Origin of the sequence: Microbacterium sp. Beta, assembly GCF_005502545.1 — a bacterium.
Classification (GTDB): domain Bacteria; phylum Actinomycetota; class Actinomycetes; order Actinomycetales; family Microbacteriaceae; genus Microbacterium; species Microbacterium oxydans.
This window is the reverse complement of sequence record NZ_SCOG01000018.1, coordinates 58,355-72,472: the sequence shown is the minus strand read 5'-3', so window position 1 is coordinate 72,472 and position 14,118 is coordinate 58,355. Positions and strand designations below refer to the sequence as shown.

13 protein-coding genes, 1 tRNA gene and 2 pseudogenes are annotated in these 14,118 nt (G+C 69.7%); 5 read left to right on the top strand and 11 right to left on the bottom strand.

Translation table 11 applies throughout. The features are described 5' to 3' along the window. The first annotated feature begins 61 nt into the window (after positions 1-61). Complete coding sequence (locus FFS56_RS15420) at positions 62-952, top strand: siderophore-interacting protein (RefSeq protein ID WP_046747779.1); 891 nt, start codon at positions 62-64, stop codon at positions 950-952. A gap of 45 nt (positions 953-997) precedes the next feature. Here the strand turns inward: FFS56_RS15420 and FFS56_RS20605 are convergent. Both FFS56_RS20605 and FFS56_RS15415 read right to left on the bottom strand, forming a co-directional pair. After that, a tRNA-Met gene (locus FFS56_RS20605) sits at positions 998-1,073 on the bottom strand. Between the two features lie 87 nt (positions 1,074-1,160). Next, positions 1,161-2,147, bottom strand: a complete 987-nt coding sequence (locus FFS56_RS15415) for a WYL domain-containing protein (protein ID WP_127012602.1) — start codon at positions 2,145-2,147, stop codon at positions 1,161-1,163. A gap of 62 nt (positions 2,148-2,209) precedes the next feature. Here FFS56_RS15415 and FFS56_RS15410 point away from each other — a divergent pair, with 62 nt between their 5' ends. Together FFS56_RS15410 and FFS56_RS15405 are read left to right on the top strand one after the other, a co-directional pair. Next, on the top strand, positions 2,210-3,265 hold the full coding sequence (locus FFS56_RS15410; protein WP_137772252.1) for an ATP-binding cassette domain-containing protein: 1,056 nt from the start codon (positions 2,210-2,212) through the stop codon (positions 3,263-3,265). Continuing rightward, the gene (locus tag FFS56_RS15405; protein ID WP_127012603.1) at positions 3,262-4,041 is read left to right on the top strand and encodes an ABC transporter permease; all 780 of its coding nucleotides are present in this window, start codon (positions 3,262-3,264) and stop codon (positions 4,039-4,041) included. Before FFS56_RS15410 ends, FFS56_RS15405 begins: the two co-directional genes overlap by 4 nt. Positions 4,042-4,165: 124 nt before the next feature. Here the strand turns inward: FFS56_RS15405 and FFS56_RS20865 are convergent. The 6 genes and pseudogenes from FFS56_RS20865 to FFS56_RS15375 form a co-directional block, all read right to left on the bottom strand. Continuing rightward, positions 4,166-4,768: pseudogene (locus FFS56_RS20865) on the bottom strand (NADP-dependent oxidoreductase); the annotation flags it as partial. A gap of 279 nt (positions 4,769-5,047) precedes the next feature. Then, a pseudogene (locus FFS56_RS20860) lies at positions 5,048-6,172 on the bottom strand (DUF6716 putative glycosyltransferase); the annotation flags it as partial. After that, positions 6,169-7,041, bottom strand: a complete 873-nt coding sequence (locus FFS56_RS15390; RefSeq protein ID WP_046747775.1) for an N-acetylneuraminate synthase family protein — start codon at positions 7,039-7,041, stop codon at positions 6,169-6,171. The gene FFS56_RS15390 and the pseudogene FFS56_RS20860, both read right to left, overlap by 4 nt. A gap of 93 nt (positions 7,042-7,134) precedes the next feature. Continuing rightward, positions 7,135-8,295: an acylneuraminate cytidylyltransferase gene (locus tag FFS56_RS15385; RefSeq protein ID WP_137772251.1), complete on the bottom strand. Its 1,161-nt coding sequence runs from the start codon at positions 8,293-8,295 to the stop codon at positions 7,135-7,137. Between the two features lie 50 nt (positions 8,296-8,345). Then, a complete protein-coding gene (locus FFS56_RS15380) occupies positions 8,346-9,695 on the bottom strand; it encodes a polysialyltransferase family glycosyltransferase (RefSeq protein ID WP_127012606.1) in 1,350 nt (449 codons plus the stop codon). Beyond that, entirely contained in the window at positions 9,692-10,672 is a 981-nt protein-coding gene (locus FFS56_RS15375) for a glycosyltransferase family 2 protein (protein WP_127012607.1), read from the bottom strand. The genes FFS56_RS15380 and FFS56_RS15375 overlap by 4 nt, the downstream gene beginning before the upstream one ends. A gap of 447 nt (positions 10,673-11,119) precedes the next feature. On the opposite strand from FFS56_RS15375, the gene FFS56_RS15370 reads away from it, so the two are divergent. Together FFS56_RS15370 and FFS56_RS15365 are read left to right on the top strand one after the other, a co-directional pair. Then, positions 11,120-12,037 (top strand): hypothetical protein, encoded by a 918-nt coding sequence (locus FFS56_RS15370; RefSeq protein ID WP_127012608.1) that lies wholly within the window; start codon positions 11,120-11,122, stop codon positions 12,035-12,037. A 9-nt stretch (positions 12,038-12,046) separates the two neighbouring features. Then, positions 12,047-12,352 (top strand): DUF4229 domain-containing protein, encoded by a 306-nt coding sequence (locus tag FFS56_RS15365; RefSeq protein ID WP_127012609.1) that lies wholly within the window; start codon positions 12,047-12,049, stop codon positions 12,350-12,352. 33 nt (positions 12,353-12,385) lie between these two features. Here the strand turns inward: FFS56_RS15365 and FFS56_RS15360 are convergent, their stop codons facing one another. From FFS56_RS15360 to FFS56_RS15350, 3 genes are read right to left on the bottom strand one after another with little or no spacing between them, the layout of a single operon-like run. Further along, the gene (locus tag FFS56_RS15360; RefSeq protein WP_058632542.1) at positions 12,386-13,360 is read right to left on the bottom strand and encodes a 1,4-dihydroxy-2-naphthoate polyprenyltransferase; all 975 of its coding nucleotides are present in this window, start codon (positions 13,358-13,360) and stop codon (positions 12,386-12,388) included. Between the two features lie 51 nt (positions 13,361-13,411). Further along, positions 13,412-13,702 (bottom strand): DUF4287 domain-containing protein, encoded by a 291-nt coding sequence (locus FFS56_RS15355; RefSeq protein WP_046747770.1) that lies wholly within the window; start codon positions 13,700-13,702, stop codon positions 13,412-13,414. Between the two features lie 13 nt (positions 13,703-13,715). After that, positions 13,716-14,078 (bottom strand): cupin domain-containing protein, encoded by a 363-nt coding sequence (locus FFS56_RS15350; protein WP_046747769.1) that lies wholly within the window; start codon positions 14,076-14,078, stop codon positions 13,716-13,718. Between the last annotated feature and the right edge of the window lie 40 nt (positions 14,079-14,118).

Below are 14,118 nucleotides of genomic sequence, written 5' to 3'. Positions count from 1 at the left end.
CCCCCACCACAGACACCACCCCCGCCGAAGAGACCACCCCCACCACAGAGACGGAGACTCCGTGAGCATCCACCGCGGCATCGTCAGCAGCACCACCACCCTCACTCCGACCCTGGTCCGCGTCACGCTCGGCGGCGAGGGCGTCGCCGAGTTCCTCAGCACCGGCATCGGCGACGAGTACGTGCGGGTCTTCTTCCCACACGGCGACGACCCGATGGATGTCTCGCTGCCGGTGCCCGCGGGCGACTGGTGGGAGACACCGGAGGGAGCGCCAGAGGCACCGATGCGCACCTACACGATCAGCGGAGTGCGCCCGGACGCCGGTGAGCTCGACATCGACTTCGTGATCCACGAGGCGGGTGTCGCCGGTCCCTGGGCCGCCCGCGCGCAGCCGGGTCACGTGCTCGGGCTGAACTCCCCCACCGGCCTGTACTCGCCGCCGGAGGGCATCACGTGGCAGGTGCTCGTCGCCGACCTCACCGGGCTTCCGGCGGTCGCGCGCATCATCGCCGAAGCACCTCGGGGCGTGCGCACGCGGGTCGTGCTCGAAGTGCCGAGCGAGTCGGACCGCATAGGTCTGGAGGCGGGGGCGGATGTCGAGGTCACCTGGGTGGTCGGCGGCAACGGTCACGGCCCCAGCGCACTCGGCCCGCTCGTGCGCGGCATCGTCGACGACCGGCTCCCCCTCGATGAGGGCTACGTGTGGGTCGCCGGCGAGACCGTGGCGCTGCGAGACGTACGCAAGTACCTGCGCAAAGAGCTCGGCCTGCCCGCGACCCGGTTCAAGGTCGTCGGCTACTGGACGCCGGTCGCCGCCTGGGAGGAGAAGTTCGCCGCGTTGCCCGAGTCGGTGCAGAAGGAGTTGGACGCGATCTGGGCCGATGCCGAGGACGACGAGCCCGAGGACGTGCAGGTGCGTTTCGAGGAGCGCCTGGACCAGCTCGGGTTGTGACGACGGCATCTCAGCGGGCGGGAGGCTGCGCCGAACCTTCTGGAGTGGACGCGACGGCGGGAGTCGAACCCGCAACGCCATCAGGTATGAGCTGAGGCCCGGGACCGCCCGGATCGCCGCGATGGGAATGACGTTACCCGGCCGTTATCTGACCCGCCAGGACCGTTGCCTGGGATAACCCTATGAGTCTGTGGATGACGTCGCTGCGTCACTCGGCGTCATCCGGCTCGGGGGCGTCGAGGGCACGCAGCAGGCGCCCGACGGCCTCGCGCAGCTCACTCCGATGCGGATCAGACAACGCTACGGCGTACTCGACGCCCTCGGGGATCCAGAGCAGTCCGTACATGGCCTCGCGCCAGTCCGAGCCGCCGACGGGCCAGCGTGTGCGGTCCTCGCCCACAGCCGTCGCGCCCTGCCACCACGGCCCGAAGTGCTCCTGCATCTCGGCGAGCGGAAGCTCCATCACCGCAGCCGCCTCGACCTTCTGCGGCGACCACGACGAGGCGATCAGCACACGCTCTTCGATCTCCTCCTCGGTGATCTCCCGCCGGGTGAAGAGCACCCGCGTGTGCTCGACCGCGACGATGCGGTCGACGCGGAAGGTGCGCCAGTCGTCGCGGTCGAGGTCCCAGCACAGCAGGAACCACTTGCGACCGGCCGGGGCCAGGGCGTGTGGCTCGACCCGGCGCACGCTCTCCTGCCCCTCGCCGTCGACGTACCTCAAGCGCAATCGCTCGGTGTCGCGGGTGGCGAGGGCGATCTCGCCCAGCACCTCCGGTGAGACCACAGGGCCGTCTCCGATGCGGGGCGCCTGCACCGACGCGGCGAGCGCGTTCACCCGCTGGCGCAGCGCCGAGGGCAGCACCTGCTCGAGTTTCGCCAGCGCTGTGAGTGTGACCTCCGGTCCGCCGACGAGTTGCTGGGTCGCGGCCACGCGCAGCCCGATCGCCATCGTCACGGCCTCGTCGTCGTTGAGCAGCAACGGTGGCACGGCATTTCCGGCCTCCAGTCGATAGCCACCGGCCACACCGGGGGTCGACTCCACTCGATAGCCGAGCTCGCGCAGCCGGTCGATGTCGCGGCGCACGGTGCGTTCGGTCACTCCGAGCCGGGTGGCGAGCTCGGTTCCCGGCCAGTGCCGGTGCGTCTGCAGCAGGTTCAGCAGGGCGAGGGCACGGGAGGTGGTGTCGGTCATGCGCCTCAGATTGCCAGATGATGCGGACAGGATCTGTCCGCATCGGTTTCTACTCTCTCCCCATGAACGAATCCCTCATCGAGACCGAAGGCCTGACCAAGGTCTTCACCGTCAAGAAGACGCCGGTGCAGGCCGTGACCGATGTCTCCTTCACCGCCGCGCGCGGAGAGCTCGTCGCCTTCCTCGGGCCGAACGGCGCGGGCAAGTCGACGACGCTACGGATGCTCACGACTCTGATCCCGCCCACCTCGGGGCGAGCGAAGGTCGTCGGGCACGACATTCGCACCGACGCGGCAGGGGTCCGTGCCCGCATCGGCTACGTCGGACAGCTCACCAGCGGAAGCTTCTCGCAGCGGGTACGCGACGAACTGCTGAGCCAGGGCGCGTTCTACGGGTTGTCGCGGCGAGACAGCGTGCGACGGGCAGACGAGCTGATCGAGTCGCTCGATCTCGCGTCCTTCGCGACCCGTAGCGTGCAGCAGTTGAGCGGCGGACAGAAGCGCCGACTCGACATCGCGCTCGGGCTCATGCACGCGCCGCCACTCATCTTCCTCGATGAGCCTTCGACCGGACTCGACCCGCAGAGCAGAGCGAACCTCTGGGAGCACATCCTCGACCTCCGCACCCAGCACGGCACCACGGTCTTCCTCACCACGCACTACCTGGAAGAAGCCGATCGTTACGCCGAGCGGGTGATGGTCATGGACAAGGGACGCATCATCGCCGATGACGACGCCGCCTCCCTCAAGGCGACCCTCGCCGGCGACGTGCTGACCTTCGGCTTCGCGGATGCTGCCGAAGCGGTGAGCGCCCGCGCCGTGGTCGCCCGTCTCACCTCCGCCGAGGTCGCCGTCGACGATGCCTCGATCTCGGTCGCGGTGCAGGACGGCGACCGGTTGCTGCCGGTGATCGTGCGCGAACTCGACGCCGCCGGGATCGTCGCGCGTCGGGCCACCGGCGTGCCACCCACGCTCGACGACGTGTTCCTCGCCCTCACCGGGCGCACGCTACGCGAAGCCGGCGAAGGAGCCGATGCCGCGGGCGAAGCACCCGAATCCTCCGCCCCCGCCGACACCCGCACAGCTTCAGAGAACAGCACGACAGGAGTCCTCTCATGATCACCAACGACACGCTCGTGCGCCCGAACCTCGCGCGCGACACCCGGAATGTGCTCACGCGCGAGCTCAAGCCCGTGCTCCGCGATCCGTTCACGCTGATCTTCAGCCTGCTGCAACCGCTCATCTTCCTGGGGTTGTTCGCGCCTCTGCTGATCGGCGACTCGGGACAGCCTGCCGGAGAGACGCTGGCCTGGTTCGTGCCGGGTGTGCTCGTGATGATCGTGCTGTTCGGCACCGGGTCTACCGGGTCGAACCTGCAGTACGAGATGATGACCGGCTCGCACGAGCGCACCCTCGTCGCCCCGCTCGCCCGTTCTTCCCTGCTGATCGGACGCGCCCTCAAGGAGATCGCGCCGATCGTGGTGCAGGCCCTGGTCATCGTGCTGATCGCCTGGCCGTTCGGCTTCGCGGCCGACATCCCGGGCCTCCTCATCGGGCTCGCGCTGCTTGCCGTGTTCGGGGTGGGCCTGGGCTCGCTGTCCTATTCACTCGCCCTGGCGACGAAGGACCGGGAGTGGCTGTTCTGGGGCGTGCAGCAGTCGCTGATCTTCCCCCTGCTGATCCTCTCCGGCATGCTGCTGCCGTTGGACGCTGCCCCCGACTGGATGCGGGTCGTCGCCTCGGTCAACCCGGTGAACTGGGTGGTGCAGGCCGAGCGGGCACTGTTCGCCGGAGACCTGGGAGACGCGACCGTGCTGTGGGGCTGGGTATCGGCGCTCGCGGTCGCGGTGGTCGGGCTGATCGTCGGAGTGCGCGCGATCCGTCGCAGCAGCTGAGCGGGGCCCGGCGGTGCGTCGCTGCGTGCGAAAACCCAGACGCGGCAGCGCACCGTCGGCGTGTCCGCCCTCGACGCGCAGCGCACGGCGCGATGCGTCTGGCTTCCGGCACCCGCCCCGTGACTCAGCTGTTCGTCATCACGAGCTTGCCGCGGCTCCCCCCGGCGGCAAGATCGGCGAGTGCTTCCGGCACACGCTCGAACGGGTACGTCTTCGCGACGACGGGCCGGATCGCCCCACTGTCGACGAGAGCCGAGATCTCGCGGAGCTGATCGCCATCCGCCCGCATGAAGAGGAACTCGTAGCGGACCCCGAGCTTCTTCGCCTGGCGACGGATCTTCCGGCTCAGCCCTGCCACGGCCAGTCGCACGAAGGCGTTCAGCCCTCGCGCGCAGGCGAATGCGGGGTCGGGCGGTCCCGAGATGCCGACGACCAGTCCGCCCGGCTTCAGCACCCGCAGCGACTTCTCGAGATTCTCGCCGCCGAGGCTGTCCAACACGAAGTCGTAGCCGGACAGCTCCTCGGCGAAGTCCTGCCGACGGTAGTCGACCACGATGTCGGCGCCGAGCTCACGGACGAAGTCGGCGTTCACCGCACTGGCCGTCGTGGCGACCGTGGCTCCGAGGTGGGCGGCGAGCTGGACGGCGATGGATCCGACACCGCCGGCACCCTCGTGGATGAGCACTTTCTGTCCCGCCCGGACTTTGCCGCGCTCGACGACTCAGCGCCGGAGGGAGTCGTCGAACGGGTTCGGCTCGAGCGTGTAGTCGGTCGAGGCGTCCGACCAGGTCCCGCCATCCGCAGGTGTCCTGCGCCGTCGAAGCACACCGAGCGCTCGCGTCGCCGGGGCGCCCACCGCGAGCGCCACCGACCCCCGCACCGTGCGGTCTTCGACCCCGAGCACGCTCGCCCGGTGCCAGGCCTCGTGCAGGGAACCGCCTCGGGCCGCAGGCACTCGCCGTGCGGGCAGGGCCCCGGAGCGTCGCAACGCCACGAGCTGCTCGACCCGCTCCCACCACGTCGACTCGCCTTCGGGATGGAAGTAGTTGTCGCGCAGCCAGTCGGGGTGCGGATGCCGGAAGCGCCCCGCCACGACCTCGCTGCGACCGCCGAGCAGCCCACTTCCCACGAACACCGTGTTCAGCAGACTCTTGCTCACACCGAACGCATCCAGGGCGATCACGGGCACACCGAGAGCCGTGGCCTCGATCGCGGCGGTGGAGCTCACCGTGACGAGGCCCGCGGCCGTGTCGAGCGCCGTGCTCATCGAGTCGTAGGAGAAGACGAGGTTCTCCGGAAGGCGCGACGGCAGCAACCCCGCGTACGGCTCGCGCTCGAGGTGCGTCTCGGATTCCCCCGGCCGCGACCGCAGCTTCACCACCACCCGGCGGCCCGGCTCGGCCTCGGCCGCGCGCACGAGCATGGCCGCGATCTCGGCGCGCTGGTCTTTCGCGAGGGGGACGAGGGCCTGCGCGGCGAAGACGATGTCCGTGGCCGGCGGCTTGACCGGAGCGGTCCGCGGGGGGCGTTCGGCGACCGCGACACCGCCGCTCAGCGCCCCGAAACCGCTGCCCCACGCCGCCACCGCATCGACGGCGAGTCGTTCCGAGCGCAGCATCCGCTGCCTCCGCCGGGCGAACGGAAGGGTCGCGAGCGCCACCGGCGTCCGCACCCCGATCCGGCGCCCGAGCTCTTCGAAGGCACGCACCTCGCGGTGGGAGTGCACCACCAGCAGGTCGGTGTGGCGGCGATAGTCGAGCGCCCCGCGCTGGGCGGGGATCGCCATGCCGGGGAGCCCCGAGACCGTGACCGGCCGATGCTCCAGCGTGTCGATCACGCGCCCCATCAGCCGCACGAACGGTCCACGCCCCGCGAGCAGGACCACGTCCGGGCGCTGTTCGGCCAGCCAGCCCTCCGTCTGCGCGAACCCGATGCGGGTGACGTCATCCGGCCCGAGCGTCGTGCCGGCGAGAGCCGTGCGCTGCTGCTCGGCGCTGGCCGTGAGCGGTGTGCGCACGAGCAGCAGGTGAGGGCGCACACCGGGCACGGAACCAAGAAGGGAGGCGGCCCACTTCACGAACGAGTCGGCGTCCGCGATGGCGACGACGCGGATGCCGCTGGTTACCGTCATGCCGGAACGCGGCGCAGCTTCGCCATCGGCGCACGCTCGCTGTCGAACACCCGCTTGACCCCGTCGCCGGTCGCGCGCTCGATCACCCGGATATCGCGCACGAGGTGCTCAAGGCCTGTCGGCTCGAGCGATGCCGCGTGGTCGGACCCCCACATCGTGCGGTCCAGCGTGATGTGCCGCTCGACCGCGACGGCTCCTATGGCCACTGCAGCGAGCGAGATCTGCAGCCCGCGCTCGTGGCCCGAGTAGCCGACGGGCACGCCGGGGTAGCGGTCGCGCAGGGTGGCGATCACCCGCAGGTTCGCCTCCTCGGGCTCCAGCGGGTAGGTCGAGGTCGCGTGCATGAGCACCACGCGGTCGGTGCCGAGGGTCTCCAGCGCACGGTCGATCTGCTCGATGGTCGACATGCCGGTGGAGAGGATCACGGGCTTGCCGGTCTCCCGCAGCGCGATCAGCAGCTCGGCGTCGGTGAGACTGGCCGACGCGACCTTGTGCGCCACGACGTTGAGATCCTCCAGGAACTCGACGCTGGGCACGTCCCAGGGAGAGGCGAACCAGTCCAGACCGCGCATGGTCGCGTAGTCGCCGATCTCGATGTACTCCTCACGACCGAACTCGACCCGCCGGCGGTAGTCGAGGTAGCTCATCACACCCCAGGGCGTCTCGCGGGGGACGTCGCGCATGTGCTCAGGAGTCGAGATCTCCGGAGTCCGCTTCTGGAACTTCACCGCGTCGGCGCCGGCCCGAGCCGCGACGTCGATGAGCTTCTTCGCGATGTCGACGTCGCCGTTGTGATTGAGGCCGATCTCCGCGATGACGTAGGCCGGACGACCGCCGCCGATCACTCGCGAGCCGATGCTGACAGTCATGATTCCTCCGGTGTTCGAGCGTTGGTGCAACCCCTCCCTCCTGACTACGGGCCGAGGATGAACACCGGGAGACCGCCGGGTTACCGTCATCGGTCAGCTCGACAACACCCGTTCGATCAGCTCGCGCACCGCGCCCTCTCCACCCCGGCGGCGCAGGACGACACGAGCCTCTTCGATCACCAGCGGGTGCGCGTTCGCGACCGCGACCGGCCACCCCACGATCCGCATGGCCGGCAGGTCGTTGACGTCGTTGCCGAGATACGCGATGTCGGCGAGCGGCACCCCGTTCTCGCGCGACCAGGTGCGCAGCGCGCTCTCCTTGTCATCGATGCCGTGCAGCACGGGCACCCTGAGCTTGTCTGCACGAGCACGCACCACCGGGTTGACCTCGGTCGACAGGATCAGCAGCGGCACACCGGCACGGCGCAGGAGCGCGACACCCATGCCGTCTTCCCGACTGACCCGCACGCGCTCCCCGCCGTCGGCATCGATGATGGCGGTGTCGTCCGTGTGCACGCCGTCGAAGTCGGTGACCACCGCGCGCACCGGGATGGGCTCAGGCACGTCGTGCAGAGCGGCGAGCGCACGGGCGACACGGAGCTGCTCTGCATCGTCGATCTCGATCGCGGTCCGCTCCGGCACGGGGGCGATGCGGATCCTGCCGAAGAAGCGATGTCTGCTCGCCCGGAAGCCGGAAACCCGGAACACGTAGAACGCCCCGGTCTCGAGGTGGTGGGGCTCGCGATCCTGCCTTCGCGGGCGGTGTGCGGCCTCGTGGTTGATCGCCGCAGCCTCACCGTGTTCGTCCTCCCGCCACAGGAACCCGTACGTCTCATGTGCCGCGAAGACACTGTCGGCACGGTCGGCGCGGACCTCCTCCACGGCGGCGGCGAGCGCATCACTGGGGATGAACGGCGACGTCGCCTGCAGGAACGCCACGACATCGACGCTGTCGCCGCTCGCTTCGAGCGCGTCGAGGGCATGCAGAATCGCGCTCTCCGAGGTCGCGGTGTCTCCCGCGAGCTCCGCCGGGCGGCGGACCACTCTGGCACCCGCGGCAGTTGCCAGCGCGGCGATCTCGTCATCGTCGGTCGAGACCACGACCAGGTCAATGCCCGCGGCACGGGCGGCCGCGCGCACGGCGCGCTCGACCAGCGGCACGCCGCCGACGCGCTGCAGATTCTTGCGCGGCACCTGCTTCGATCCGCCGCGTGCCGGGATGATCGCCACTGTGAGGGGCCTCTGCTCGTCCATCGTCCCTGTCCTCCTCGTCGTCGCCATCGCCATCGCCATCGCCATCGCCATCATCGTCCGCGCGCCGCCCGCCAGACGCGCCCCGCACGCCGCCGCGCACCGAGGGCGTGCAGTCGCCACTCCTCGATCCTGCCCACCCCTCCGGCGGGTCGCAGTGCACGACGCACGGCGTTCTCGACCGGCGCGCCGGGTAGCCGCAGCTCGGCCAGCCTTCGTGGCGAGAAGTACCGATTCCGCTCGGCCGGGTCGAGATCGTGCAGCAGCTCCTCGGCCCGCCCCCGCAGATGTCCGGCGATCTTCGGCTGCATGGCATAACCGACCGCGTCGATCAGCAGCTGGAGTCGGGCGGGGTCGGCGTAGGGCGAGCCCTCGCGCGTCATGGCGTCCACCAGAGTCACGGGAATCCGGTTGCTGTTCTCGAACGGCTTCAGTGCCGCGAGCACCGCGTCATTGCCGGCCGACCCGATCGCGCGTCCGAAGAGCGTGTGCACGGTCGGCAGCGCAGTGGAGAACCCGGCGACGACGGCCAGGGCATCGACCCGTTCGGCGAGCAGCTCCGCCGCGAGCGGACCGCGATACTCGACGAAGTCGATGCCCTGCTCGCTCGCTCGCGCCCCGACGGCCGCCGTCACGAGAGGCGTCGCGCCCGGATGCGGCTTGAACACGATGCGCCGTGGTCGCCACTGCGCCGCACGGTCGATCAGACGCTGCTGCAGGTCGATCTCCTCGGCCACCGAGACCAGACCGAGCGCCGACAGGTACTGGCCGAGCACGAGCACCGTCGACGGGGAAGCCTCAGGGAGGGAAGACCCCCCTGTGTCCGTCTCCCGCAGGACCGCGGCGAACGACGCCGGCGGCACCGGCACGATCCGCGCACCCGGCGATCCCACGAGAGGCTCGACGCCCGGCACGACGTCGGCATGGACGACTCGCTCGATGCGTGCGGCGACGGGATAGGGCACCCGCACCCGCATGGGCGCATAGGTCATCAGCCCGTCCCCGATGATCGTGATCCGCGCGCGGGGGAACAATGCCATCAACGTCCTGGCGGGCGCCACCTGCGGGCTCTGCACGAACAGTTCCAGATCGCGAGGGTCCACACCCCACGCGCGCGCGAACAGGCGCTCGAGCATCGGGAGATCAGCGGCCTTCGGCTCCCAGGATCGCGGATGCCGCGGCATGAGCATCTCATCCAGCGGCTCCGCGCGGTCGAACCGCGCCCGCAGCGGCCCGAGCGCCGCATCATCCGCGATCCCGGTGACGGTCTCGGGCACCGTCGAGGAGGTGAAGGGCACAAGGATGCGCTCGCCACGGACCTCGTCGTCGATCAGTCCGGCATCCATCGCGGCCACCGCGGTCGCGAGTCCATAGGCGCTGTGCAGCGCGAAGACCTGCGTCATCCGGCACGTCCCGCCCGACGGAGGACGCGTGCGAGGACCCGGCGGCGCGGTCCATCGAGGTGGCTCAGCACGACGGCCACCTCATCGGCCGGGAGTCGACGGAGCGTGCGGAGGATCCCCGCGCGCACTGCGCCGCGCAGCTGAGGGCTCATGCGGCGGGCGCGCACGAGGTGGTGGGAGCTGAGGGCGAGCACCGTCCAGACGGCCTTGGGGAGAAACCGCTCCGCCTCGCGATCCCGTTCGACGAGCGAGATGACCTCATCCATCGCCCTGGCGAAGTCGAGCTGTCTCCGATCTCGGGTCTGGGTGAGCGATGTGGCCACGCCCCGCCGGTAGAGCAGCGCAGGCGCATCGACCACCGCGAACGACTCGGCCTGCAGATGCATTCGCCAGATCCACGGTCGGTCCTCTGCGGTGAACAGCCCTTCGGTGAACGCCGCCAGGCCACGGTCGATGAGCCGGCGGTGGAAGAGCCCCGCCCAGGCGTACGGGTAGTCGACCATCGTCGATTCGTGCTCCGGCAGGATGGCGTCTCGCGGAGGAACGACCCGGTCGCGCCACGGATACGGCGCCCGGACGAGGGCGCGCGTCCCACCCCTCACCGTGACGTGGTCGGTGCGTACGAAGTCGCAATCGAGCTCTCGCAGCCGCGACGCGAGCACCTCGAGCCGACGCGGCTGCATCCAGTCATCGCCGTCGAGGAAGCAGAAGGCCTCCCCCTCGACGTGCGGCAGTCCCTGGTTGCGGGCCGTCGCCAACCCGCGCGCGGACTCGTTGCGCAGCACCTCGGCGCGGGGGAACCGCTCCGCGTACCGCCGCATGAGAGCACCCGTGTCGTCGCGCGAGCCGTCGTCGATCGCGACCAGCTTCACGGCTCCGAGATCATCGAACTGCCGAGTGAGCGTCTCGAGCGTCGTCCCGATGTACGCGCCGGCGTCCTTCGCGGGCAGGATGACGGTGACGAGGGGTGTGCGCACAGGACTCCAGAACGGGGATGGTGTGCGGGAATGGTCGCAGGCGGTCCTTGCCGGACGGCGACGCGGAGGTGAACGACGGGTGTCCGTGCACTCAGGAGACACTCGGGAGAAAGGCACTCGGGAGAAAGGCGCTCGGGAGAAAGGCACTCGGGAGAAAGGCACTGAGGTGTGGTCCCGTACCCGAACGGAACCACACCTCCCAGTGCATCGCACTGCCGAACGAGACACGTTCGGGAAGCGGTATTGCAGATGCGACACCGCGTGCCACGCGGCCGGCTGACCCCCATCAGATGGCCGCGAGACGCTCATGGTCGTCGCGCCACCCTGGATGAGAGGAGAGCGCGACCGGACAGTAACATAATACATGTCAGAACCACGGCTGCACTCCGTCGCGCGACAACCGTGGTCCGGTTCGCCCCCACCGGCCGTATCGACGACGATGGGGAGATGCTGTGGCCCTTCGGATCGACCTGGCGCCCCGTGCGACAGCGACGGCGTGACACCGTCGACCTGCGCTGGCTCAGCGCGAGGACCTGGACCAGGCGCTGGTATCCGCAGGGCGTCGACGTCGGCGAATGGCGCGGCCGACGCACCCTTGCCGTGAGCTGGTTCCGCCAGGAGCTGTCAGGAGAGCATCTCGCCTCCCGCGTGACGCTCGTCGATCTCGAGCGCTCGCGTCACCTCGACGTCCTGCTCGCGACCGCCGACGACGACGGCGAACTGCACCCGGCGCGGATCCACGCCGGGGGACTCGCGTGGTTCGGGGATCGGCTGTTCGCCGCCGCGACGGGCCAGGGCATCTGGGAGTTCGATCTGTCGGACATCCGTACCGTGCGCGGCGCTCTCGCCCAGCGGCTCGCCGGGTCGAACCGCCGCGGCGGACGCAGCACCGCTCTCGTCGCCGTGCGAACCAGGGTGCATCCCATCACCCTGCGCTGCTCGTACCTCGGGCGGGTGTTCGACGACGACGGCTCCCCGCTCGCACGGGTGCTCATCGGTGAGCATCGCCCGGACGAGAGCGGAAGGATCGGCGAGTTCGCGATCCCCGTCGACCTCGCCGGCGAGTTCACCGAGGCGGACCGCTTCACCCCCGGCATCGCACGGATGCAGGGCGCCGTCCGCTGGGGCCGGCATCACTTCGTGTCGCAGTCCGACCGCATGCACCCCGGCACACTCTGGAGCGGCCGACGCGGGGCTCTCGCTCCGGACGCCGTCCCTCTCCCCGTCGGGTGCGAGGACCTGGCTCTCGACCTCGAGGCCGGACTGCTCTGGTCGCTCGGAGAGCACCCCTGGCGACGGGTGGTGCGCGGCATCCCCTTCGCCAGGCTCGGGATCGGCGACGAGGGCTCCCGACGGCGAACGTAGACTGGAGGGGTGAAGAAGCCCGCGCCTTTCCTCGTCTACACCGTGCTGCGGCTGCTGGCGTTCCTCGTGCCGCTCGCCATCCTCTGGTTCTTTTTCCCGATCTTCCGGGAGTTCTGGTGGCTCGCAGCGATCTTCGCCGCGCTCATCGGCATGAGCATCTCGATGCTGTTCCTCCGCGCGCCGCTCACCGACGCGTCTGCCCGCCTGCAGGAGCGCCGCGAGAGCCGTTCATCCGGCGGTCAGGACGACGCGGACGCCGAGGACCAGGCGATCGACGAGTCGAACGATCCCGTCGACGGCGACGCCAAGCTCTGAGGCTCCCGCGAGCCGGATCAGCCCACGGCCGGATCAGCCCACGAAGGCCCAGAACAGGGCCCCGGCGTACAGCAGCGACGTCAATGAGGTGAGCGCGAGAGCGGTCACCAGCTCTTTCGGCTGCCGGTACGACCAGACGATGGCGATGGCCGGCAGACCGGCGAGCAGCGCCAGCAGGGAGATCCACGCGATCGGGAACCCCAGTGCCAGGAATGCGGCGATGCCGAACGGCGCGAGCACGAAGAGCGTGAAGAGCACCTGGGTGGCCCTGCGTCCGATCAGCACCGTGAGGGTGCGCTTGCCCACCTCGCGGTCCTGGTCGATGTCGCGCAGATTGTTGGCGAGCAGCACGGCGCAGGCGAACAGACCTGTCGCGATCGCGCCGAGCCAGGCCTGCTGCGGCAGGGCGAAGATCTGCACCCAGGTGGTGCCGAGCGTGGCGACGAGTCCGAAGAAGACGAAGACGAACACCTCGCCGAAGCCGTAGTACCCGTACGGCCGCTTGCCGCCGGTGTAGAACCACGCCGCGACGATGCAGGCGGCGCCGACGGCCAGCATCCACCACTGCCCGGTGCGGATCACGATCCCCAGACCCACGAGAGCGGCCAGGGCGAAGAACACCAGGCCGATGATCAGCACGGTGCGCGGCTTCACCCGCCCCGAGGCCGTCAGGCGCGCAGGTCCGACCCTGTGCGCATCGGTGCCGCGGACGCCATCGCTGTAGTCGTTCGTGAAGTTCACGCCGATCTGCAGCAGCACCGCGACCGCGAGGCAGGCGAGCGCGATGACCCAGTGGAACTCGGGCCCGGTGCTGCGCGCGGCGCCCGTGCCGATGACGACGGGTGCGATCGCGAGCGGCAGGGTGCGCAGGCGCGCAGCGCCGATCCAGTCCCCCGCCGTCACCGGTCCGGCTTCGACCACCGGACGCTTCGCCGGGTTGCCACTCGTGTGCACCGGCGTGCGCTTCGCGGACGGGTTCTTCTTCTTGCGCTGGGAGGATGCTGCCACGCAGGGAATCCTACTGGCCGACCCGATGCCGTACCTCAGCGGGACGGCGCATCAGGGGTTCGGGTTGGTGTCCTTGCCGTCGAGCCACAGGGTGTCGGACCGGTCGCCGTGGGCGCCGCCCTTGCCCACGTGCTTGTCGCTGATCTGCGGCCCCTTGGTGATCACGTGCACGAGGGCCATCGCGTGACCCTGTCCCAGTTGGTAGTCCTCTTTGAGCCACGCGACGATCGGCGTCGCCTTGGTCGTCTGGTCGAACCCCTTCTCGGCGGCGAGTTCGATGAACTGCCGCGGGGTGAGGCCGGTCTTGGTCTCGATGTTGTCGAGGTATGCCTGGAAGGACATGGTGCTCCTGTGGTCAGTCCTCGTCGAGGAATGTCTGGATGATGGTGGCGGAGGCGTGGATGCCGATGATCTTGAGCACCCCGTCACCGACGTTGGTGAAGCGGTGCGGCACATGGGCGGGTCCGGTCGCGGTATCGCCTGCTCCGGCGACGAAGGTCTCCTCGCCCACCGTGATCGAGGCGATGCCCTCGATCACGACCCAGGTCTCAGGATAGGGATGCCAGTGCAGACCCGGCCCCTCCCCCGGCTGGTTCTCGACGAAGAAGTAGGACACGGCGGCGCCGTGTTCGACCCCGACGAACCTCCGGCTGCGCCCCGTGCCGATGCGGATGTCGTCGGCCGCGACGACGCCGGAGAGAGACGGTGTGCTGTTCATGGCTCCAGTCTCGACAGACCCTTCGCCTGCTCCTAGAGTT